The sequence below is a fragment of the Pantoea sp. SS70 genome (assembly GCF_029866845.1).
Taxonomy (GTDB): domain Bacteria; phylum Pseudomonadota; class Gammaproteobacteria; order Enterobacterales; family Enterobacteriaceae; genus Pantoea; species Pantoea leporis.
Genome location: NZ_CP117200.1, coordinates 337,627 through 357,262, shown reverse-complemented (window position 1 = coordinate 357,262; position 19,636 = coordinate 337,627). Strand labels below are relative to the sequence as shown.

General features: G+C 55.9%; 22 protein-coding genes. 8 read left to right on the top strand and 14 right to left on the bottom strand.

Annotation, left to right across the window (positions count from 1 at the left end; translation table 11 throughout):
• Window positions 1-40: 40 nt before the first annotated feature.
• Window positions 41-457, bottom strand: a complete 417-nt coding sequence (locus tag PO881_RS21265; protein ID WP_137387179.1) for a DUF2946 domain-containing protein — start codon at window positions 455-457, stop codon at window positions 41-43.
• Between the two features lie 246 nt (window positions 458-703).
• Here PO881_RS21265 and PO881_RS21260 point away from each other — a divergent pair, with 246 nt between their 5' ends.
• Window positions 704-925: a type II toxin-antitoxin system prevent-host-death family antitoxin gene (locus PO881_RS21260; RefSeq protein WP_110867236.1), complete on the top strand. Its 222-nt coding sequence runs from the start codon at window positions 704-706 to the stop codon at window positions 923-925.
• Window positions 922-1,299 carry a type II toxin-antitoxin system death-on-curing family toxin gene (locus PO881_RS21255; RefSeq protein ID WP_271460590.1) on the top strand — a complete coding sequence of 126 codons (378 nt, stop codon included), beginning with the start codon at window positions 922-924 and terminating at the stop codon, window positions 1,297-1,299. Before PO881_RS21260 ends, PO881_RS21255 begins: the two co-directional genes overlap by 4 nt.
• A 9-nt stretch (window positions 1,300-1,308) precedes the next feature.
• Here PO881_RS21255 and glsB read toward each other — a convergent pair whose 3' ends face one another.
• The gene (gene glsB / locus PO881_RS21250; RefSeq protein ID WP_280173284.1) at window positions 1,309-2,232 is read right to left on the bottom strand and encodes a glutaminase B; all 924 of its coding nucleotides are present in this window, start codon (window positions 2,230-2,232) and stop codon (window positions 1,309-1,311) included.
• A 145-nt stretch (window positions 2,233-2,377) separates the two neighbouring features.
• Between glsB and PO881_RS21245 the strand changes: the two genes are divergently transcribed.
• The gene (locus PO881_RS21245) at window positions 2,378-2,728 is read left to right on the top strand and encodes a cupin domain-containing protein (protein ID WP_192414734.1); all 351 of its coding nucleotides are present in this window, start codon (window positions 2,378-2,380) and stop codon (window positions 2,726-2,728) included.
• An 82-nt stretch (window positions 2,729-2,810) separates the two neighbouring features.
• Window positions 2,811-3,275, top strand: coding sequence for a heme-degrading domain-containing protein (locus PO881_RS21240; RefSeq protein ID WP_210080080.1), 465 nt, complete (start codon window positions 2,811-2,813; stop codon window positions 3,273-3,275).
• Window positions 3,276-3,385: 110 nt separating this feature from the next.
• Here the strand turns inward: PO881_RS21240 and PO881_RS21235 are convergent, their stop codons facing one another.
• The 5 genes from PO881_RS21235 to PO881_RS21215 all read right to left on the bottom strand — a co-directional run bounded on the left by PO881_RS21235 (window position 3,386) and on the right by PO881_RS21215 (window position 9,281).
• A complete protein-coding gene (locus PO881_RS21235; RefSeq protein WP_280173283.1) occupies window positions 3,386-4,699 on the bottom strand; it encodes a cytochrome c in 1,314 nt (437 codons plus the stop codon).
• Window positions 4,700-4,701: 2 nt separating this feature from the next.
• Window positions 4,702-6,471 carry a GMC family oxidoreductase gene (locus PO881_RS21230; protein ID WP_101761127.1) on the bottom strand — a complete coding sequence of 590 codons (1,770 nt, stop codon included), beginning with the start codon at window positions 6,469-6,471 and terminating at the stop codon, window positions 4,702-4,704.
• An 18-nt stretch (window positions 6,472-6,489) separates the two neighbouring features.
• Window positions 6,490-7,218, bottom strand: a complete 729-nt coding sequence (locus PO881_RS21225) for a gluconate 2-dehydrogenase subunit 3 family protein (RefSeq protein ID WP_280173282.1) — start codon at window positions 7,216-7,218, stop codon at window positions 6,490-6,492.
• Between the two features lie 207 nt (window positions 7,219-7,425).
• On the bottom strand, window positions 7,426-8,250 hold the full coding sequence (locus PO881_RS21220) for a sugar phosphate isomerase/epimerase family protein (protein ID WP_101761125.1): 825 nt from the start codon (window positions 8,248-8,250) through the stop codon (window positions 7,426-7,428).
• Between the two features lie 17 nt (window positions 8,251-8,267).
• Window positions 8,268-9,281, bottom strand: a complete 1,014-nt coding sequence (locus PO881_RS21215; protein ID WP_101761124.1) for a LacI family DNA-binding transcriptional regulator — start codon at window positions 9,279-9,281, stop codon at window positions 8,268-8,270.
• Between the two features lie 406 nt (window positions 9,282-9,687).
• Here PO881_RS21215 and PO881_RS21210 point away from each other — a divergent pair, with 406 nt between their 5' ends.
• From PO881_RS21210 to PO881_RS21200, 3 genes are all read left to right on the top strand, one after another.
• Window positions 9,688-10,866, top strand: a complete 1,179-nt coding sequence (locus tag PO881_RS21210) for a Gfo/Idh/MocA family oxidoreductase (RefSeq protein WP_110867019.1) — start codon at window positions 9,688-9,690, stop codon at window positions 10,864-10,866.
• An 8-nt stretch (window positions 10,867-10,874) separates the two neighbouring features.
• Window positions 10,875-11,816, top strand: a complete 942-nt coding sequence (locus tag PO881_RS21205) for a sugar phosphate isomerase/epimerase (RefSeq protein WP_192413442.1) — start codon at window positions 10,875-10,877, stop codon at window positions 11,814-11,816.
• A 96-nt stretch (window positions 11,817-11,912) separates the two neighbouring features.
• Window positions 11,913-12,257, top strand: coding sequence for a helix-turn-helix transcriptional regulator (locus PO881_RS21200; RefSeq protein ID WP_280173281.1), 345 nt, complete (start codon window positions 11,913-11,915; stop codon window positions 12,255-12,257).
• On the opposite strand, the gene PO881_RS21195 is transcribed toward PO881_RS21200, so the two are convergent.
• The 3 genes from PO881_RS21195 to PO881_RS21185 form a co-directional block, all read right to left on the bottom strand.
• Window positions 12,250-13,440, bottom strand: coding sequence for an MFS transporter (locus PO881_RS21195; RefSeq protein ID WP_280173280.1), 1,191 nt, complete (start codon window positions 13,438-13,440; stop codon window positions 12,250-12,252). The two genes, PO881_RS21200 and PO881_RS21195, sit on opposite strands and share 8 nt — an antisense overlap.
• Window positions 13,441-13,571: 131 nt before the next feature.
• Window positions 13,572-13,880 carry a CcdB family protein gene (locus tag PO881_RS21190; RefSeq protein ID WP_101761119.1) on the bottom strand — a complete coding sequence of 103 codons (309 nt, stop codon included), beginning with the start codon at window positions 13,878-13,880 and terminating at the stop codon, window positions 13,572-13,574.
• A gap of 2 nt (window positions 13,881-13,882) precedes the next feature.
• Entirely contained in the window at window positions 13,883-14,122 is a 240-nt protein-coding gene (locus PO881_RS21185; RefSeq protein ID WP_192413436.1) for a type II toxin-antitoxin system CcdA family antitoxin, read from the bottom strand.
• A gap of 185 nt (window positions 14,123-14,307) precedes the next feature.
• Between PO881_RS21185 and PO881_RS21180 the strand changes: the two genes are divergently transcribed.
• On the top strand, window positions 14,308-14,841 hold the full coding sequence (locus PO881_RS21180) for a sterol desaturase family protein (RefSeq protein WP_210080072.1): 534 nt from the start codon (window positions 14,308-14,310) through the stop codon (window positions 14,839-14,841).
• On the opposite strand, the gene crtB is transcribed toward PO881_RS21180, so the two are convergent.
• Genes crtB through PO881_RS21160 form a run of 4 tightly spaced genes read right to left on the bottom strand, consistent with a single transcriptional unit; the run spans window position 14,780 to window position 19,627 of the window.
• On the bottom strand, window positions 14,780-15,709 hold the full coding sequence (crtB, locus tag PO881_RS21175; RefSeq protein ID WP_280173279.1) for a 15-cis-phytoene synthase CrtB: 930 nt from the start codon (window positions 15,707-15,709) through the stop codon (window positions 14,780-14,782). The genes PO881_RS21180 and crtB overlap by 62 nt on opposite strands.
• A complete protein-coding gene (locus tag PO881_RS21170; RefSeq protein WP_192413424.1) occupies window positions 15,706-17,187 on the bottom strand; it encodes a phytoene desaturase in 1,482 nt (493 codons plus the stop codon). Before PO881_RS21170 ends, crtB begins: the two co-directional genes overlap by 4 nt.
• Complete coding sequence (gene crtY / locus PO881_RS21165; protein WP_280173278.1) at window positions 17,184-18,350, bottom strand: lycopene beta-cyclase CrtY; 1,167 nt, start codon at window positions 18,348-18,350, stop codon at window positions 17,184-17,186. The genes PO881_RS21170 and crtY overlap by 4 nt, the downstream gene beginning before the upstream one ends.
• On the bottom strand, window positions 18,350-19,627 hold the full coding sequence (locus PO881_RS21160) for a glycosyltransferase (protein ID WP_280173277.1): 1,278 nt from the start codon (window positions 19,625-19,627) through the stop codon (window positions 18,350-18,352). Before PO881_RS21160 ends, crtY begins: the two co-directional genes overlap by 1 nt.
• Window positions 19,628-19,636 lie beyond the last annotated feature (9 nt).

The following is a 19,636-nucleotide window of genomic DNA, read 5'->3' as shown; positions in this document are numbered from 1 at the left end:
GCACATCGCTCAGGCTGAGCGTGCGCTGCAATAAAAGAGGTCAGCAGGAAAGCGGTGCAGGCGGGGCGCGCGGACGATGAATGCTGCTAACGCGACGCACAATCGGCGCAACCACGTGGGGCAGCGGCGGGGCGCGCGAGATCACCATGATCAGCCAGATAAACGGAATAAACACCCACATCAGGAGCGGGACATGCACCAGCAGATCACAATAGCCGCAGGCAAACTCGCCGTCGTCCATCATGTGATGGCTCATGCCGGGCATCGGCATATCCGCCATCATCATTTCATGATGGCTCATTGAGCTATCCATCATGCTGTGCTGCGGCATCGCCAGCAGCTGGCTTTGACGCTCCATCAACGTTTTCGACACAATCGGCGCGACGAACAGCAGCAGCACCGCCACAATGGCGACGCAGGCAGTCAAACGCTGGCGGAAGTGATGTGTAAACGTCATGGTTGCTAGTGGATGATTCCGTAAATGAGGCGGAAGTGTAACGCGATTGACGTTGATGGGTTAAAAAAATAGAGGCTATTTAAGAAAAAATTCGCACCTTTTGAAAATAGTCACTTAAAGAGATGCGGCTGTTAACGTTAATGCAACCTGATAAAAACAGAGCGGAAACATAACATCGCGTCAGGAAATACCATTGATGACAAAGGTCAAGAGATGTACCATTCACCTGTACATGTTGGAGGTATTATGAACAAGTTTACTTATACCAGCGCCAGAGAGAATTTATCTCAGGTTTTGGACCAGGCGATTGCAGGCGAGGCCGTTGAAATTACTCGACGCAGCGGTGACTCAGCGGTTGTCATCAGCAAAGCCAGTTTCGAGGCGTATCGAAAAGCCGTACTGGATGCTGAATTCGCAGAGTTAATGGGTGAGTTTGATGCATCTAATAAAGCGTTAACAGATAGATGATTCACGTTTCTGCCGAGGAGGTTATCGCACTTCACGATTACCTTTTAAAGCGTTATGCCGGTGTTGCAGGAATGTCCGATCCCGGAAGAGCAGAAGCTATTGTTGCCCGCGTTATTAATCGTGAATATTACGAAGGGATTCAGGATATTTTTGAGCTTGCAGCAACCTATTGGGTGGCAATCTCACGCGGGCATATTTTTGCCGATGCGAATAAGAGAACCTCGCTTAACGTAACCATGTTGTTTTTAAAGCGTAATGGAATACGCGTACATGACCGGCCTGAATTAGTCGAATTGACGGTCATGGCAGCAACTGGCGAAGCCGGAGTGCCTTATCTGGCAAACCAATTGCGTGCATTCTTCGGATCACACTAACCACATTGTCTAAAAAATCGATCTTCCCAATCGCTCGGTAAGTTTCTCCAGCAGCGCGGTGCCCGCTAAAGAGTTGCCCGAATGATCCAGCGCCGGCGACCAGACGGCGATACTCATGTCACCGGGGATCACCGCAACAATGCCGCCGCCGACGCCAGACTTCGCTGGCATGCCCACGCGCCAGGCGAATTCCCCGGCACCATCGTACATGCCGCTGGTCATCATCAGCGCGTTGACCTGACGTGCCTGGCGCGGTGAGATCACCGCTGATTCATCATCCTGCGTGCGGCCATGATTGGCGAGATAGAGAAAGGTGCGCGCCAGTTCCTGGCAACTCATTGCCAGCGAGCAGTAGTGAAAATAGGTTTCCATCACTTTGCTGACATCGTTATGGAAGTTGCCGAAGGATTTCATCAGCCAGGCGATAGCAGCGTTGCGTGCCGAATGTTCGTATTCGGAGCGCGCAACGACGCGGTCGTAATGGATGTCATTTTGCTGCGCCAGACGACGCACAATTTCCAGCATGCGCTGGCGTGGTGCTGTCAGGCGGCTTTCCAGCAGATCGCACATCACCAGCGCACCGGCATTGATAAACGGATTACGCGGTTTGCCCTGTTCCAGCTCCAGCTGCACCAGCGAGTTAAATGCCTGTCCGGACGGCTCTTTGCCGACGCGTTGCCAGATTTCACCCTCTTCATACAAGGTAAGCGCCACGCTGAGCGACAGCACTTTGGAGATCGACTGGATGGAGAAGCGCGTCGCGGCATCGCCCGCCTGAAAACAGCGTCCGTCGGGCGTGCAAATGGCGATGCCGAGCTGATCGGCATCCACGCCGGCCAGCGCCGGAATATAATCCGCCACTTTTCCCTGCTGGGTGAGCGGACGAACTTCGCTGACAATCTCTTCAAGCAATGCATTACTGAGTTCCGACACCTTCACACTCCGTGTAACCAATATTGGCCAGGATGATGGTGATTTGCGCGCAGCGCGTCAATCGGCGGCGCAAAATTCTGTGAGCCTTCTGGGTGAAGCCTGCGTTACAGTGCGGGCTGATTTCATTAAATGTCGAGCCCGCGCGATGATAACTAACCTGTTTCGCGATTTCCCCGCCGCCGCACAGAACGGCAACGCAGAGACGTTTGAAGCGCTGCTGACGCAGCCCAATCTGCATATTGAACGCATCGTTTCTACCGGACAAGCCAGTCCGCCCGATTTCTGGTACTGCCAGACGCAAGGGGAATGGGTGCTGGTGTTACAAGGATCGGCAGGATTGCAGCTGGAAGGGGAAACGCAGGAGCGTCACTTGCAGGTCGGTGATTTTGTCGAGATCCCAGCTGGCTGCCGCCATCGCGTCAACTGGACCGACAGCAAGGGCCCAACGGTGTGGCTCGCGGTGCATTACGGTGCGATTCCGGTTAGCACAATCTGAAGTGAGAACCTCATCACATGCGAAAAATTCATTCCATGATATAAAATATGGAAAATTTATTTCAAATTGAGAGGATTCTATCATGTCATCGCTGCCGTCCTTAGAAACCTTGCAGCAGCAGGAAGCCGAGCATCGTTTACCGCAGTTTGATTTCGATTTAGCGTGGCAAATCGGCCAAAGCATCCAGCAGCGCGCGCGTGAAGACAATGCGCCTGTGGCTATCGAAGTCTATGCGTTTGGTCAGGTGCTGTTTCTGGCGGCGTTGCCAGGATCCGCCCCAGAAAATCTGGAATGGATGCGTCGTAAGCGTAATACCGTGCTGTTGACCGGCCACTCTTCGATGTATGTGGGGCTTATGAATGAACAGAAGGGCGAGCGTATGGCGCAGCAGCGCAATATCCGCCAGGAAGATTACACCGATCACGGTGGTTCTTTCCCGCTGCTCACTGCTCAGGGCGCGATTATTGGTGCAGTCACCATCAGCGGTTTACCGTCTGCAGACGATCATGCGTTAGCGCTGTGGGGGATTACTCAGCTGCTGCGCTGATGCATCGATAAAAAGGTCGCCATAAATGGCAACCCTTGTATCCTGAAAGTGTTGCTGGTTAGCGACCAGCAACGACTCTGAAAGGTAACCAGAAGCTCGGTGAAGAAACGCTATTTCATCACCGGTACTTTCAGCTTAGCGCTTGCGCCGGTGGCTTTGCGCAGATCGGCGACCTGGCTGGCTTTCACCTCGGCAGCCTGATTACCCCACGAATTCCTCACGTAGTTCAGCACATCGGCCATTTCCTGATCGTTAAGCTTCCAGGAGAATGCCGGCATGCCCGCGGACGTTGGTCGGTCTGCGGTGTGCGGCGCGCGGGCACCGTCCAGCAATGCGTGGATCATGTTGGTGGGATCGTTCTGCATCGCGCCATTGCCCGCAAAGGCGGGCACCATGCCGGTGATACCTTCACCCGACAACCCGTGACAAGCCGAGCAATCCACTTCATAGCGCAGTGCGGCCCGATCGTGACGCGTTTTATCCATCACGAATCCGGCGGCTTGCGGCGTGGAAGAAGCCGGTAAGCTGCGCAGATAAGTGGCGATAGCGTGCAAATCACGATCGTTAAAATATTGCGTCGAGTGCTCGACCGCTTCGGCCATTGGACCCGCCGCCACGCTTGCACCGTTCGAACCGGTTTTCAGGTAGTCAGCGATCTGCGCGTCGCTCCATTTGCCAATGCCAGCATGAGGATTCGGCGTAATATCCGGCGCGTACCAGCTTCCCAGATTGCCACCTTGCAGATATTGGCTACTGATTTCGCCGCCCAGCGCGTTGCGCGCGGTGTGACAGACGCTGCAGTGCGCCGGACCATCAACAATATACTTGCCGCGATTCCACTCATCATTCTGCGCGGTTTGCTGCTTGAACGCGCTGTTATCGAAGAACAACAGGTTCCAGCCAGCCATTGCCAGGCGAATGTTGTAGGGGAAATTCATGCCCGCATTTTCATCGATGGCGTTGTGCACCGGTTTTTGTGCCGAAAAGTAGGCCCAAAGATCGTGCATATCATCATCGCTCATCTGTGTATAAGCGGTGTACGGCATCGCCGGATAGAGGAAGCCGTGTTCGCCGCGTCCCTGACGCACCGCGTTAAAGAAATCGCGCTCGGTCATGTTGCCGATGCCGGTTTCACGGTCTGGTGAAATGTTCGAGGTTTGCAGCGCGCCAAAAGGCGTATCGATTGTGTAGCCGCCGGAGAAGTCCGCATTGTGACAGGCGGCACAGTCGGCGAGGCGCATCACGTACTCACCGCGTTTAATAGCGGCATCGTCATTGCTGTGGAAATCGGCCAACTGCATGTTGTCGTCGGCAACGTTTGAGCGCGCGCTGTCTAACACCACCCACAAACGGCCCGACGCCGCGATGCCCGCAATCACCGCCAATGCGGCGAGCGTGTAGGTAATTTTCTTTGCTTTCGCCATGATTACGCCCCCACCAGCGGTGCCGGATTATGGATGTACTTCTGGTGGATCGCCTGCGCAGCACGCACCGCCAGCGCACCAATGGTGATGGTCGGGTTATAACCACCGTTGTTCGGGAAGGCGGATGCGCCGACCACAAACAGGTTGTGCGCATCCCAGCTTTGCAGATAGGGATTGAGTGCGGAGGTGCTGGGATCGCTGCCCATCACCGCGCCACCAATGGTGTGCGAGCTGTGCTGCTGGTACGGATTCCAGCTCTTCTCCGCCTGGTTATCCACCACGATATGCTGGCCGCCGGTCTCTTTCATGATGTCGATGGCGCGATCGGTAACGAATTTCGCCATGCGCACATCGTTCTGGTTCCAGTCGAATGTGGTGCGGATCAGCGGCTGGCCGTGACGATCTTTGTAGTTGGGATCGAGATCGAGATAGGCTTCGCGCATCGGCATCGAGGTGCCCTGACAGAAGATGGTACCGGCGGTTTGGTAATCGCGCTTGTAGCCCGCTTTCCACTCGCTGCCCCAGCGTTTGGTGCCGGGACGCAGGCCGTTCATGTTCTGAATTGGACGACCGTTGGTGGAGAAGCCCATGATGCCCGCGCCGCCGATGAAATCGAGATCGCTGTGGTCGAAGTTATCGCCGTTGAAGTCATCAATCTGCACCGCCAATGCGCCGCCGCCGATGAACGGGTTCATAAATTCGTTATCGAAGAAGCCGGTGACGCTGGAGCAGGTTTGATAGTTGTAGTTACGGCCAATGGTGCCGCGACCGGTCAGCGGATCGTATTGTTCGCCCACGCCGGAGAGCAGCATCAGACGCACGTTATCCATCTGATAAGCGGTGATGCAGACGATATCCGCCGGCTGGAAGCCCTCCACGCCATCCTGGGTGATAAATTTCACACCTTTCACCGTTTTACCGTCGTCATGCTTTACGGCGTGCAACACTTCCGTTTCGGTCAGCAGCGTGAAATTTGGACGTCGCATCAGTACCGGCAGAATGCACGCTTGCGGCGATGACTTGGAGAAGTTGCCGCAGCCGTGGAAGTCGCAGAAGCCGCAATAGGTGCACGGACCCATGCTGACGCCGAGCGGATTGACATAAGCTTGCGACAGATTACCGGCCGGCACCGTGAACGGGTGATACCCCATGCTTTCGGTGGTTTTGCGATACTTGCTCATCCAGTGCGTATCTTTCAGCGGCGGGGTTGGATAGTCGCGCGAACGTGGGCCTTCGAAGATATTGCCGCCTTTTTGTGGCTGGCCGTTGAGATTGCCCGCGATACCGGAAGTGCCCGCAATACGCTCGAAGCGATCGTAGAACGGCGCCATTTCGTCGTAGGTCACGCCCCAATCCTGCAGCTGCAAACCCTGCATCTTTTTCGCGCCGTAACGTTCGCGGGTTTGCTTCGCCACTTCAAAATCCCACGGCGTAAAGCGCCATGACATGCCGGCCCAGTGCGTGCCTGCACCGCCAACGTTCCAGCCAAACTGAAACGCTGACCAGTTACGCACCGGCGCTGCTAGCTGATCGCTGCGGTTGCGGAAGGTGGTGGTTTCCACGCTCATCGGCTGCAGGATTTTGCGGCGCGTGTGGAAACGCAGTTCATCGGCATCAATGGCGACCGGGAAATCGGTCGAAGTATCGCGCCAGGCACCGCGTTCAATGGCGACCACGTTAAGTCCCGCGCGGGTAAGCTCTTCCGCCATTACCGAACCGGCCCAACCTAAGCCGACGATGACCACGTCAGCTTTATTTCTAACTAATGACATTGACTCAGCTCCGGCTATTTAATCGTTAGGAATGAGGCTGACGGGAATAAGCGCCAGATTTTCGTTGCGGCGTTCGATATAAGGGCGATAGTCATAGCGTGCGCCGGGAAAACCGATCATCTTCCAACCCACCATATTTTTATTTCCGCCATAAATCGGATCCGCTAAATAGCTTTCGCGCGCGTTTTGCAGCATTAATTCAAACAGCGCCTGGCTATTCACGTCTTTTCCTAAATCGATCTTGCCGTCTTCCATTGCTGTCAGGAATGTATCGATCTGTTCAGCTGATAAGGTATGGAATGAAGCCTGATGCTGTTGCTGCGCCCACTTTTCCAGCGCGGCTAAACCGGTTAAGTAGCGCGCTTTTGGCGGGGTAAGAAATTGCGGGCTGCCCATCAATGCCGCTTCATTTTCCGGATGCAGCGGCGCCTGCAAATAGAGCGCCGCGCCAGAGCCATAATCACCGGCTAACTGGTTATCGAGGAATTCAATCGCGCCCGCTTCACTGGCGGACGGGCCAAGGTCATCGGCGGGGATTAGGCGGTCAAAAATGGCTGCCAGATTCAGGCGATCCAGCGGATTGGTGAGCACCTGATAACCGTCTTGCCATGCCGGTTGCGGCAGGTGATCGGTGCTGAGTTGGGTTTCCAGCGGGACATTGTGCAGCTCTTTCGCCCGCAGCTGCGGCGCGACGGCGAGGGATGCCACAATTCCACTGAGCGAAAAGAGCGCTTCTCTTCGGTTCATACTTTTTATCCCTTAAACTTCAACAGATGAATATTGACAGAGCACGACGTTCAGATATTTCAGACGCAATGACCGTGCGCAAATAGCGCGCAGGCGCTAGCGACGAATCTGCGTTCGTTATTGTTTTTTCAGAGGTAGGGTAAATATACGGTCGCCATTTATGGTGACCGTATTTACGGGAAACCCGTTTATCGGGCTCCCTTTATGTTAATGAATATATTTATTCATATCTTCATAGCAGTGACGGGAAATATCCCATAAATCGTCTTCCCAGTTTTGCGGGCTTAATAATTCCGGTGACCAAACGCCGTCGTAGCCGGTAGCTTTTACCGCCGCCACCCAGGCGGCAATATCCACATCGCCCTGGCCTGGTGCGTAGTCGCGCTGTACCCACTCATCCCAGGCTTCACCCGGCTTGGCCGCGCGGCCATCGCAGAAATGCACGCCGTAAATCAGATCTTTATCCATGCGCGCCACTTCAGCAGGCGTGGTGCCGCCGCCGGCATGCAGGTGCCAGAAATCCACCACCACGCCAAGATTGTCTTTGCCGCTCTGTTTAATCAGATCCAGCGCGTGTTGCAGCGAATTGAACGCGGTGAAGGCGACGACTTCAATCTGGAATTTAATGCCGTGTGGTGCGCCGATATCGGCGATGGCGGAGATATTCTCCAGCAGGATGGCATCACGCTCGGCGGCGGAAAGATGATCGAGTTCGGTCAGCGCCATGATTTGCACCACCGGACAACGCAGTTCCACCGCGGCCTGGCAGATTTTTTCCGCTTCGCGCAGCAGCTCAGCTCGCGCTTCCGGCTCATGGCGGCCAATACGTTTCAGCGCATTGATGCAGGTAATATCGACGCTGTATTTCGCCATCAGATCGCGGTAGGCAGCATAGCTGCCACCGTTATCCAGATAGCGATACAGATGTTCTGGCAGGATCTCCAGCCCGCTAAAGCCAGTCTCATGGGCGATGCGTAACTGAGTGACGGCATTGCTGTACCAAACAGACACGCCATGCAACGACAACTTCATCTCTCCTCCTTGTTACCTCACGGCTTCAGGTGAGAGCGTCGAATACGCAATTCTCCCTGAGACCAAACGCCACCCGGAGTGGCACGTTCATCAATCAGCCGGTTCAGGGCTTCAGTGATGATCAAATCAATACGCTGGCTGAAGGTGGTGAGCTGCCAGTTGGGCAAGCTGGCTTCATCGATGTCATCGAAACCCACCACCGCCATGAATTTGTTGCCTGCACCTTCGCGCAAGGCCGCCAGCGCGCCGAGCGCCAGCACATCGTTTTCGCAAAACAGCGCTTCAACCCGCTGATCGGGCGCGTGCGCATTGAGATACTCAGTCAGCGCCGCGTAGCTGCGTTCGCGGGCGTATTCACCGGCGGTGAGCAGCACTTCCAGCGCCAGGCCAGCTTGGTTCAGCGCAAGTTGCAGACCTTCCAAACGCAGCGTGTGATGGCTGCTGGTGGCCGGGCCCATCATGTACCCGATGCGCGTATAACCTTGCGCCAGCAGCAGTTCGCCCAGCTGTTTGCCCGCCTGCAAGCCGTCGATATTGACCACTTCAATATCCGGCTCGTCATTGTTACGGCACACCTGCACCAGCGGAATGTGGTGCATTTCACGCGCCACGGCGACCAGCTCATCACTCAGCACCGTGCCGAGAAACAGCATGCCATCGACCTGCAGCTGATCGGCCAGCGACAGCACCGCGCGGTAGTTTTCACCGCTACCAATATTCAGCAGCAGCGCCATGTAGCCGCGCTGCTGTAGCTGGCGGGTGACGGTGTCGAGCATCAGCATCGAGTGCGGATTTTTCAGCTCGTCGATCACCACGCCAATAATCTGTGTCTTCTTCTGCGACAGGCTGCGGGCCAGCAGGTTAGGGCGATAACCCAGCTCGGTGGCAATCGCGATTACGCGTTCGCGCGCTTTCTCGGAAATTGACGCGCCGGGCGTAAAGGCACGCGATACCGTCCATTTCGAGACGCCAGCCAGTCTTGCCACATCGCTGGCGGTGGCTTTGTGAGATTTTGCGGTTGGTTTACTCATAGCACCTGCATAGGGGAAAAAGCGGAGACCCCCAGCATTGAACGTGAATCCCAACGGAAAATAAACACCTAAGCGCACGCAATTGGCGTAAAGCGCGACAAATAACCCTATATTTAGGATGTTGCGATTATGTTTGATCTTTGCACCCGATTGCAACGTTTTTTGCAATCGGGTGCATTTCATTAACTTTTTGTGATCGATTTCGCTGATTTGCACTTTGCCAGATTGACTAAAAAGTCGTCTTAGCTGACATTTTGCTCACCACTACCAAGCAAATCTCATTTTTAACCTGTCGTGTGCAGCTTATTTTGCACCCGGTAGCAAAATAGTAAAACAGCTAAAAATTAATCTCTGACCTCTTACCTCAACCATTTTGCACCCGAGTGCAAAATAAACAGGAGTTGTTATGCTCATCGGTGAAAAGAGTATTCCACGCCCACTGCGCTGGGCCATGATCGGTGGCGGCCGTCTCAGCCAGGTGGGTTATAAACACCGTTGCGGTGCGCTGCGTGATAACACAGCGTATCAGATGGTGGCCAGCGCCTTTGATATCGATGCCGAGCGTGGCCGCGATTTCGGTGTCAACTTAGGGCTCGATGCGGATCGCTGCTACGCCACTTATCAGCAGCTGCTGGCTGAAGAGGCAAAGCGTGAAGATGGCGTTGAAGTGGTGTCCATCGCCACGCCAAACGGCACTCATTTTGAGATCACTAAAGCGGCATTGAATGCCGGTATTCACGTCATTTGTGAAAAGCCGCTGTTCTTCACTACCGCCGAAGCGCTGGAAATTAAAGCATTAGCGGCGGAAAAAGGGCTGATCGTTGGCGTGACCTACGGTTTCTCCGGCCATCCGCTGCTGATGCAGATGCGGGCGATGATCGCCAACGGCGAAATTGGTGATGTGCGCATGGTGGAGCTGCAATACACCCACGGCTTCAGCGCTAATGACAGCGCCGACAAATTTAGCGAAGCGCAAAAATGGCGCGTCGATCCTAAGATTGCCGGTCCGTCTTTTGTGCTCGGCGATATCTCTACGCACACCTTCTACATCTCCCAGCTGGTGTTGCCAGAACTGAAAGTGAAATCGCTGCTATGCGATCGCCAAAGCTTCATTCCGTCGCGCGCGCCGTTGGAAGATAACGCCATGGTGCTGATGCATTACGACAACGGCGCGGTAGGGCGCATGTGGGCCTCATCGATTAATGCCGGTTCGATGGACAGCCAAAGTATTCGCGTGATTGGTTCGCGCGCCAGCCTGGAGTGGAGCGACTACAACCCAGGCGAGCTGAAATATGAAGTGCAGGGCCAGCCGAATCAGATTATGCATCACGGCATGCCGTACCTGCATGAAAGCGCCCTGGCCGATGAACGCCTGGGCGCGCTGCACACTGAAGGCCTGGCGGAATCCTGGGCCAATATCTATCTGAAATTTGCTATCGCCATCCACGCCACTCAACAGGGCGACCAAACCACGCTCGATAACCTGATCTATCCCGATATCAACGCCGGAATTGAAGGTGTGCGCTGGATCGAAAACTGCGTGCGTTCTGCGGACAACGGCGCGAGCTGGGTTAACTACGAATAAGGATTGCCATGAAACTTTCGTTTTGTACCGATAGCCTGGGTCATCTGCCGTTTGAACAGATGCTGGATAAATTGCTGGAGCTGGGTGTTTACGGCGTTGAGATGACGACCGGCGGCTGGTCACCAGCGCCGCATCTGCGTACCGAAGCGTTGCTCGGCAGCGCCACGCAGCGTCAACAGTTGTTGCAGGCGCTGGAGAGCCGCGGCATGTCGATTGCGGCGCTGAATGTGTCGGGTAATCCGCTCGATCCAGGCGAATTAGGCAACAAACATAAGCGCGATACGGAAAACGCGCTGGCGCTGGCCGGAGAACTGGGGGTGAAGAAAATCGTCATGATGAGCGGCTTGCCGCCCGCCAGCCCGCACGACACCATTCCAAACTGGATCACTTACACCGTAAGTTGGCCGCCGACGCTGAAAAACTGCCTCGATTATCAGTGGAATGAAGTGGCGATCCCTTACTGGCAAGGGCTGGTACAGCGCGCTAAAGAGAGCGGCGTGGAGAAATTCGCGCTGGAGAACTTCAGTTCGATGCTGGTGTGGAATCCGGAAACCTTGTTCCGTCTGCGCGACGCGGTGGGTGAGATGGTGGGCCTCAACCTCGATCCCAGCCATCTGCTGTGGATGGGCGCGGACCCGATTGCGGCAGCGCGCGCACTCGGTCCGGCAATTCATCACTGTCACGGCAAAGATGTGCGTCTGGAGCGCGGGCTGGTGGATATCAACGGTCTGTTGGAAACCAAACCGGTGGAAGATGTCGCCAATCGCGCCTGGAACTATGTTGCCGTTGGTTGCGGCCAGGATCTGCAGTGGTGGAAAGAGTTCTTCTCGGTGGTACGCATGATGGGCTACAACGACTGGGTATCGCTGGAAATGGAAGATCTCACCATGTCGGTGGAAGCGGGCGTGACCTCCTCGATTGCGGCACTTAAGCAAACCCTTAGCCAGTAATGTCAAACTCACGGCGGGCAACCGCTCGCCGTGTTCTGTACATCGAGCCTTGCCTGCCTGATAATCCGTGGTTCACCCACTATTAAGAGGCACGCCATGCTGGAAAAACATCCACAGCGCGACGAAATCAGGCTGGAGAATGTGCTGGCGGCGTTGGGCAACCCGATGCGCATGACGGTAATCAGCATTCTGGCGGACGGCGGCGAACATACTTGCGGATCGCTGCTGAAAGGCGTCTCCAAATCCACGTTGACCCATCACTGGCGCGTGCTGCGCGAAGGCGGCATTATCTGGCAGAAACCCTCTGGACGTGAAAACCTGCTGTCGTTGCGGCGCGACGATCTCGATGCCCGTTTCCCGGGCCTGCTTGATTCACTGCTAAGCGCCACTCAGCAAGATCCTCTGACCCGCACCACGCTGGATGATTTCCAGGTTAAATAACCCGCGCACGCCCAGCCAGCGTAGCCACAATCATCTGCAACCCCGCAATCACCAACAGCAGCATCAGCGGCCACTGCCAGTTGCCGCTGACATCATGCAGCAGGCCAAAACAGAGCGGGCCCAGCGCCGCTAATCCGTAACCGACGCACTGTGCCATGCCCGACAATTTCGAAGCCTGCAAATGATCATGGGTGCGCAGATTAAACAGCGACAGGCAAATCACCATTGATGCACCGGCGCCCAGTCCCGCCAGAATCAGCCACGGCAGCGCGTATTGCGGTGCCATTAACAGTCCCGCGACGGCGATAAAAATCGATAGCGATGCGAGAAAACCAATCATCCGCTGGTCGTGCATTTTTTTCAGTGCGCTCATGCAGGCCAGGTTCGAAACGATGGCCACAATCTGATAGACAAACAGCATGCCACCCGCTTCCAGCTGGCTAATGCCGCTGTCTTGCGCAAAAGGCGTAAACCAGCCGATCAAGGTGTAGAACACCAGCGACTGGCAGGCCATAAACAGCGAAACCTGCCAGCCTAAGGCCGCGCGCCACGGTGAGCGCGTTGATGTGCCGTTGGCGCTGTTTTTTGTCTGAGACGCTGGTTTTTTCAGGTACGGCAGCCAGGCTAACAGCGCGATAATCGCCGGCATCAGCCACACCGCTAATGAGAGTCGCCAACCCGCGCGACTCAGCTCTGCCAGCGGCACCACCACGCCCGATGCAATGCTGGCGGTGATCGCCATGGTCATCGCGTACAAGCCAACATATCGCGCGGTGTGTTCGGTGAAATCACGCTTAATCAGCGGCGGCAGCAGCACGTTGGCCGCCGCAATCCCCGAGCTCAGGATGATCGTTCCCACCCACAACGCATTTTCACTGCCGCTGATACGCAGAATCGATCCCAGCGTGATGAGCAGCAATGCGCCCCATAAACTGCGCTCAAGACCAAAACGGTTGCCGAACCATGCTGCGGGTGGCGCTAAGGTAGCGAACATCAATAGCGGCAAGAAGTTGATCACGCCCGCCGCACTGGCGCTCAAGCCAAACGTCAGACGGATGTTTTCCAGCACCGGGCCAACCGCGGTAATAGGCGTGCGCAAGTTGGCCGCTGTCAGCAGCAGTAAGAACAGGAAAAAACCAGAACGACGCAGAGCAGGATTCGCAGATAAAACGGTGTGGGTCATATTTTCGCACCATAGCAATGAGGCAGAGCGAGTCTGCTTATGGTGCGTTGGTTGACGTTAACGCTTACGCAGCGGCGATTAACTGCTGAAAGGAGGGCAATACTAACGAGGGGCTTTTAGGATGTAAAGTATCAAAACCCATCAAAGACAAAATCAACCGAGTCTTTAATCCGCTGGCGATACACACGTGCATCCATCACCTGATCGCCTAGAAGCGACACGCGCACACTGGCCATTTCGTGAGTCATGACCAGAAATTCCTCGCCTTCAACCTTGATTACCGGATTAAGTCGTTCAACTTGCTTTTTTTTAAACTGCTTTAGAGGGTAGAGCGGGATAACGATTCGTGACGCCAGTTCGCCGATAATCTCACTTTGAACGTCTACCAGATAAGGGTACTCGCTGTTCCTATTGGTATTGCGATAAATAAAATATTGCATGTCTAAAACGTCCTGTATTCATCCGACAATAAACCGTGTTCTTCGGTTATGCGATTGAGTTCCTGCAAACCTTCACTGTTTTCACGCTTCCATCTTTCCGCTTGGGTTGTGCGAATTTCATGTTGCAAAGCTTTAGATAGGATGGCGGATAAATTGAGCCCTGCTTCTCTAGCCTGCTCGAGTAATGCAGGTTCAAGTGTCACACTGACAGTTTTTTTTTGTCTTACGGCTGTAGAAGGCATAAATCCCCCGTGTAGTTAACACGTGTATAAATCAGTGTGGTGAGTATGGGTGAAATCTGCGCTCTCTGCAATGCAGCTTTCTTAACGTACTATGGACTTTTAAAATTTCTAAACATGGTAAACCTTGCGCCATCGCTCATCCGCGTCCACCTTTAGTATTTCCCTTTTCCACAAATGGACGAACAATGCTCTGGTTATGGAACGTGCTTATCTTGCTGGCAACCGTGGTGGTGATGGAAATCGTCGCGGCGCTGTCGCATAAATACATCATGCACGGCTGGGGTTGGGGCTGGCATTTGTCGCACCACGAACCGCACAGCGGCAAGTTTGAACTTAACGATCTGTATGCGGTGGTGTTTGCGGTGCTGGCGATCGTGCTGATCTATGTCGGCGTGCAAGGCATGTGGCCGCTGCAGTGGATTGGTGCCGGGATGACGACCTACGGCGCGCTCTACTTCATGGTGCACGATGGCCTGGTGCATCAACGCTGGCCGTTTCGCTATATCCCGCGCAAAGGCTATCTCAAGCGCTTATACATGGCGCACCGCATGCATCATGCAGTGCGCGGGCGTGAAGGCTGCGTGTCGTTTGGTTTCCTCTACGCGCCACCGCTCAATAAGCTGCAAGCCACGCTGCGTCAGCGCCACGGGAGAAAAATCAACGAGGACGCTGCCACAGACCAGCCGGACGTGGCGTCGGACGAGCCACACGCGAAGTGATCGCCAGGCCGGCCCCTTTCACCAGCAGCGCCAGTTTTTCGCCGCGGCTGGTGCGCTGTCGTGAATCCCAGGCGTGAACACCGGCGTGCTGAACTTTCACCCCGATTTCGCGATAAACACCGCGTGCCGTCGCGATGGCCCACGCCGAGCGCAGCGGCAAACCCGGCAAGCCGAACCGCGCCGAGTGATAATAGGGTTCCGCTTCCGTCACTAAACGCGCAGCCAGCGTGGCCAGCGCCGCACGATGTTGCGGTGCTGTCAGCGTATCGGCGCGTAATCCCGCCTGATCGAGCCAGGCTTGCGGCAGATAGCAGCGACCATTTTCGGCATCTTCGACGATATCGCGCGCAATGTTAGTAAGCTGGAACGCCAGCCCTAAATCGCAGGCGTGATCGAGCACCGCTTCGTCGCGCACGCCCATTACGCGCGCCATCATCAAACCGACTACGCCCGCGACGTGATAGCAGTAACGCAGCGTGTCGTCGAAACTCGTATAGTGTTCGTCGCGCGCATCCATGGCGAAGCCTTCCAGATGATCAAACGCCAGCTGTTGCGGCAGTTGATGAATAAGCGCCACTTCCTGAAACGCCCTAAACGCCGGTTCATCCATGTGCGCGCCGCTGTAGGCGCGGCGGGTTTCAATCTGCAGATGCTGCATGCGTGCCTGTGCATCTTCGACCGCATGCTGCGTGCCGCCTTCGCCCAGCGTTTGCCCATCAATCACATCGTCACAATGACGACACCATGCATACAGCATCAGCGTGCTGCGGCGTGTCGGTGCATCAAACAGCCTGGCGGCGGTGGCGAAACTCTTCGAGCCCACCGCCATGGTTTGTGTCACTTGCTCGAGTAAAGGCTGTCGATTCATTCAGCGCGATCCTCCAGCATCAGCTGAGCGGTGGCCTTGGCGGAACCAATTACGCCGGGCACGCCCGCGCCCGGATGCGTACCCGCACCCACCAGATAGAGATTGCTGATATCGGCATCGCGGTTATGCGGTCGGAACCAGGCGCTTTGCGTCAAAATTGGCTCCAGCGAAAATGCCGAGCCGTGATGGGCATGCAGCGTGTCGCGAAAATCAAACGGCGTAAACATCCTGTGTGTCACTAATTGCTGACGTAATCCCGGCATGTAGTGCTGCTCCAGATAAGCAAAAATTCGATCGCGCAAGCGCGGTCCTTCCTGTTGCCAGTCGATGTCAGCGGTGCCGAGATGCGGCACCGGCGCCAACACATAAAAGCTGCCGCAGCCGGGTGGTGCCAGCGACGGATCGCTGCTGCAGGGCGCGTGCAGGTAGAGTGAAAAATCCTCTGCCAGTTGGCTGCTATTAAAAATCTCATCAATCAATTCGCGATAGCGCGGACCAAAACAGACGGTGTGATGAGCGAGCTGTTCATGCGGTTGATTAAGGCCAAAATAGAGCACAAACAGCGAGTTGCTCATGCGCTTACGCTTCAGCGATGTCGCACGTTTCATTGCTAGCGGATGATGGCGTAGTAGCTTGTCGTAGGTATGCACCACGTCGGCATTGGAGGCTACGGCTGCGGCATCGAAGCGTCGTCCATCCTTTAACTGGACGCCGCTAATACGATTTTCATTGGTTTCCAGCTGGCTCACTTCGGCATTCAGTAACAGCTCGCCACCCAGATCCTCAAACAGTCGCGCCATGCCCTTTACCAGCGCGCCGGTGCCGCCGCGCGGAAACCATACGCCCCATTCACGTTCCAGCGCATGAATTAAGGTATAGATTGATGACGTTGCAAAAGGATTACCGCCCACCAGCAATGAGTGGAAGGAAAACGCCTGCCGCAGGTGATCGTCCTGAATAAATTTCGCCACCATGCTGTAGACGCTGCGCCACGCCTGCAAACGTCCAAGCTGCGGTGCAACACGCAGCATGTCACGCACCTGCAGAAACGGCACCGTGCCGAGTTTCAGATAACCCTCTTTGAATACTTCGCGCGAATAGGCGAGGAACTGACGATAACCCGCGACGTCCTGTGGATTGAAGGTAGCGATCTGCTGCTCCAGCAGCGGCTGATTGTTGTCGTAGTCGAGCTGTTTGCCATCTTCCCAACACAGGCGATAGAAGGGCGTGACCGGCATCAGCTCGACGTAATCGCTGAGCGATTTTCCCGCCAGCGTGAACAACTCTTCGATAGCGCTGGGATCGGTGATCACCGTGGGCCCGGCATCAAAGGTAAAACCGCTATCTTCAAACACATAGGCGCGTCCGCCCGGTTTATCGCGCTGCTCGAGTAAGGTGGTTGGTATGCCCGCCGCTTGCAGGCGAATCGCCAGCGCCAGGCCGCCAAAGCCTGCGCCAATCACATAAGTGCGTTTCATTTTTTCTTCCCTGGTTCGACAGAATTCAACAGCGCGTGCAGCGCTTCACCGATGGGCACCGGCGGCTTGCCGCACAGAATCCGCGCTTTATCATGCAGACGAAGTTGTCCGGCGTAAAAGCGGTTAATTAACCCGGCATTGAGCCGGTAAAAACGTTGCATTACACGCCAGCGCTGCTGCGGCTTACCGGCCAAAAACAGCATGCGGTTCAGCAGGCGGAAAAATCGCTGCTCGCGCCACTGCTGACGGGCAAAGCGTTCGATGTGTTGACTGAGCGTGCTGGCATCGGTGGGTAACAGCGTGGCTACCAACTCCGCCAGCGCCACGGCGGACGGCAAAGAATAACCGGTTGTCGCGTGAAACAGTCCGGCGCGCAGGCCGCTGCATGGCTGGCCGCGCTGCTGTTGCCAGAATTGATCAATATTGCCGCTCAGGGTAATCGGTAATATGCCGTGCTCTTCACGCAGCAGCGTGCCAGGCCGCCAACCTTGCTGTTTGGCATAGTCAGCGATGTGCTGACGAGCGGAGTTCTCCGCCAGCGTAGGTTGATTAACGTAATGCGTATCTTCAATCAGTAACCGATCGGCGCTGAGCGGCAGCGTGTAAACAAAACGATAGCCCGCTTGCTGATCGACGGTGGCATCCATCAGGATCGGCTGCTGCAGGCCGTGCGGCTGCGCCAGCTGCCACTCTTGTCCAAGAAACACCTGATAACCCAGCTGCAGATGCGGCGTTGGCTGCAGGCCGCGGCCATCAATCACCACCTGCGCATCAAGTTCACGCCCATCCGCCAGCGTCACTTGTGTGGGTTTTACCTGTTTAACGGCAGCATTTGTCCACAGATCGTCACCCATCGCCGCGAGTAGATGCCGGGCAAAATCGCCTGACGCGATGGAACAATAATCCCCGTCCAGGTTGCGGCGCAACGCGGGAAAACGCACCTGATAGCCAGGCCAATGCGCCGTGATCAGCGGTTGCAGCCAGCGCAGCTGATCGGCGCTAAGATCGCTCTGATGAAATGACCAGGTATGATTGCCTGCCGGATGTGCGTCGCTCTCCAGCAACAGGCATTTGAGCTGCGGGTGCAGTTGGCGCAGACGCAGCGCAATCAAACCGTTCGCAAGTCCGGCACCGACCAGAATCACATCGTAGTGCGCACGCATCAGGTGGCCTCCGCCAGCACAACTTGCTGCTGGCACAGCGCTTGTTCGACGATGTCGGCCGCACGCTGGCAGCCGCCTGCGCGCTGCAACTGTGCCTGTATCGCTGACATCCGTAACGCGTAGCGATCGTCGGTAAGTAATTGTAGCAGATGCTGCTCCAGTTGATGAACGCGGTTAAAGCGCGATGCGCGCCGTCCAACGCCATGCCATTCAATGCGCGCTGCCACGCCGGGTTGATCAAAGGCAATGGGCAGCGCCAGCATCGGCGTACCGCATTCCAGTGCTTCCAGCGCGCTGTTTAATCCGGCATGAGTAATAAAAAGCTGCGCGTGTTGCAGGGCGGCACGTTGATCGACAAAATCCGTCACCCACGCTGCACCAGCCAGTTGCAACTTGTGCACCTGATCGGCGTTCAATCCCCCACAATGAGCGATCACCAGCGAAAGTTGCTGGCGGCGGCACGCCTGTGCCAGATGCAAAAACAGGCGGAAGCGATGGCCTTGCAGCGTACCCAGCGAGGCGTAAACCACCGGCTGGCGCAGCGCCGGCCAGGGCGCATTGAGCGGCGCTGCCGCAAGCGGCGCGCGCAGTTGTCCGACGGCGTGATAGCAGGCCGGCAGTTGCTGACGCGGAAAATCAAAGGCGGGCACCATCTGGCTGATTTGTGCCAGCGGCGAAAGGCACTGATGCAATCCGCGCCGCTCCGTCAAATTGAACGCCCGCGCGTGTTTGAGGATGACGTCGCCGTGGCGACGCATGATGCGATCATAGATATCGCTGCTGGCCTGAAAACGTTTCAGCGCTTTTTCATCCTGAGCATAACGGAAGGGCATCACCGCCAGCGGAATGCCGGCTTCACGGTTGACCGGTAGGGCGCAGGCCACCGAAACAAACGGCAGATGCAGCGCTTCTGCGACCAATCCGCCTGCTGCTTCCATTTCATCAGCGATCACACCATCAATGTTCAACGATTTCAGTACCGCTGGCAGTTCGCGGCACAGCATATCGGTGCAGGAGGCGAGATCGTTGATTACGCGAAACAGCGACAGGCCGCCCGGCGAAGCCAGCCGATGCAGCACGGGCGCCAGCGAACCGGCCGGATGCGTTTGCTGTCCTACTGCAACGAAATCAATGCGTTCGTCGCTGAGCAAGGTGCGGGCGTCGGCTTGCTGGATGAAGGTGATGCGATGACCACGCGCCAGCAGCGTTTGTGCTAACGCCTGCAACGCGTGAAAGTGGCTGTAAAGCGGCGGTGCGATCACCGCAAAGTGGCCCAACGGCTTAGC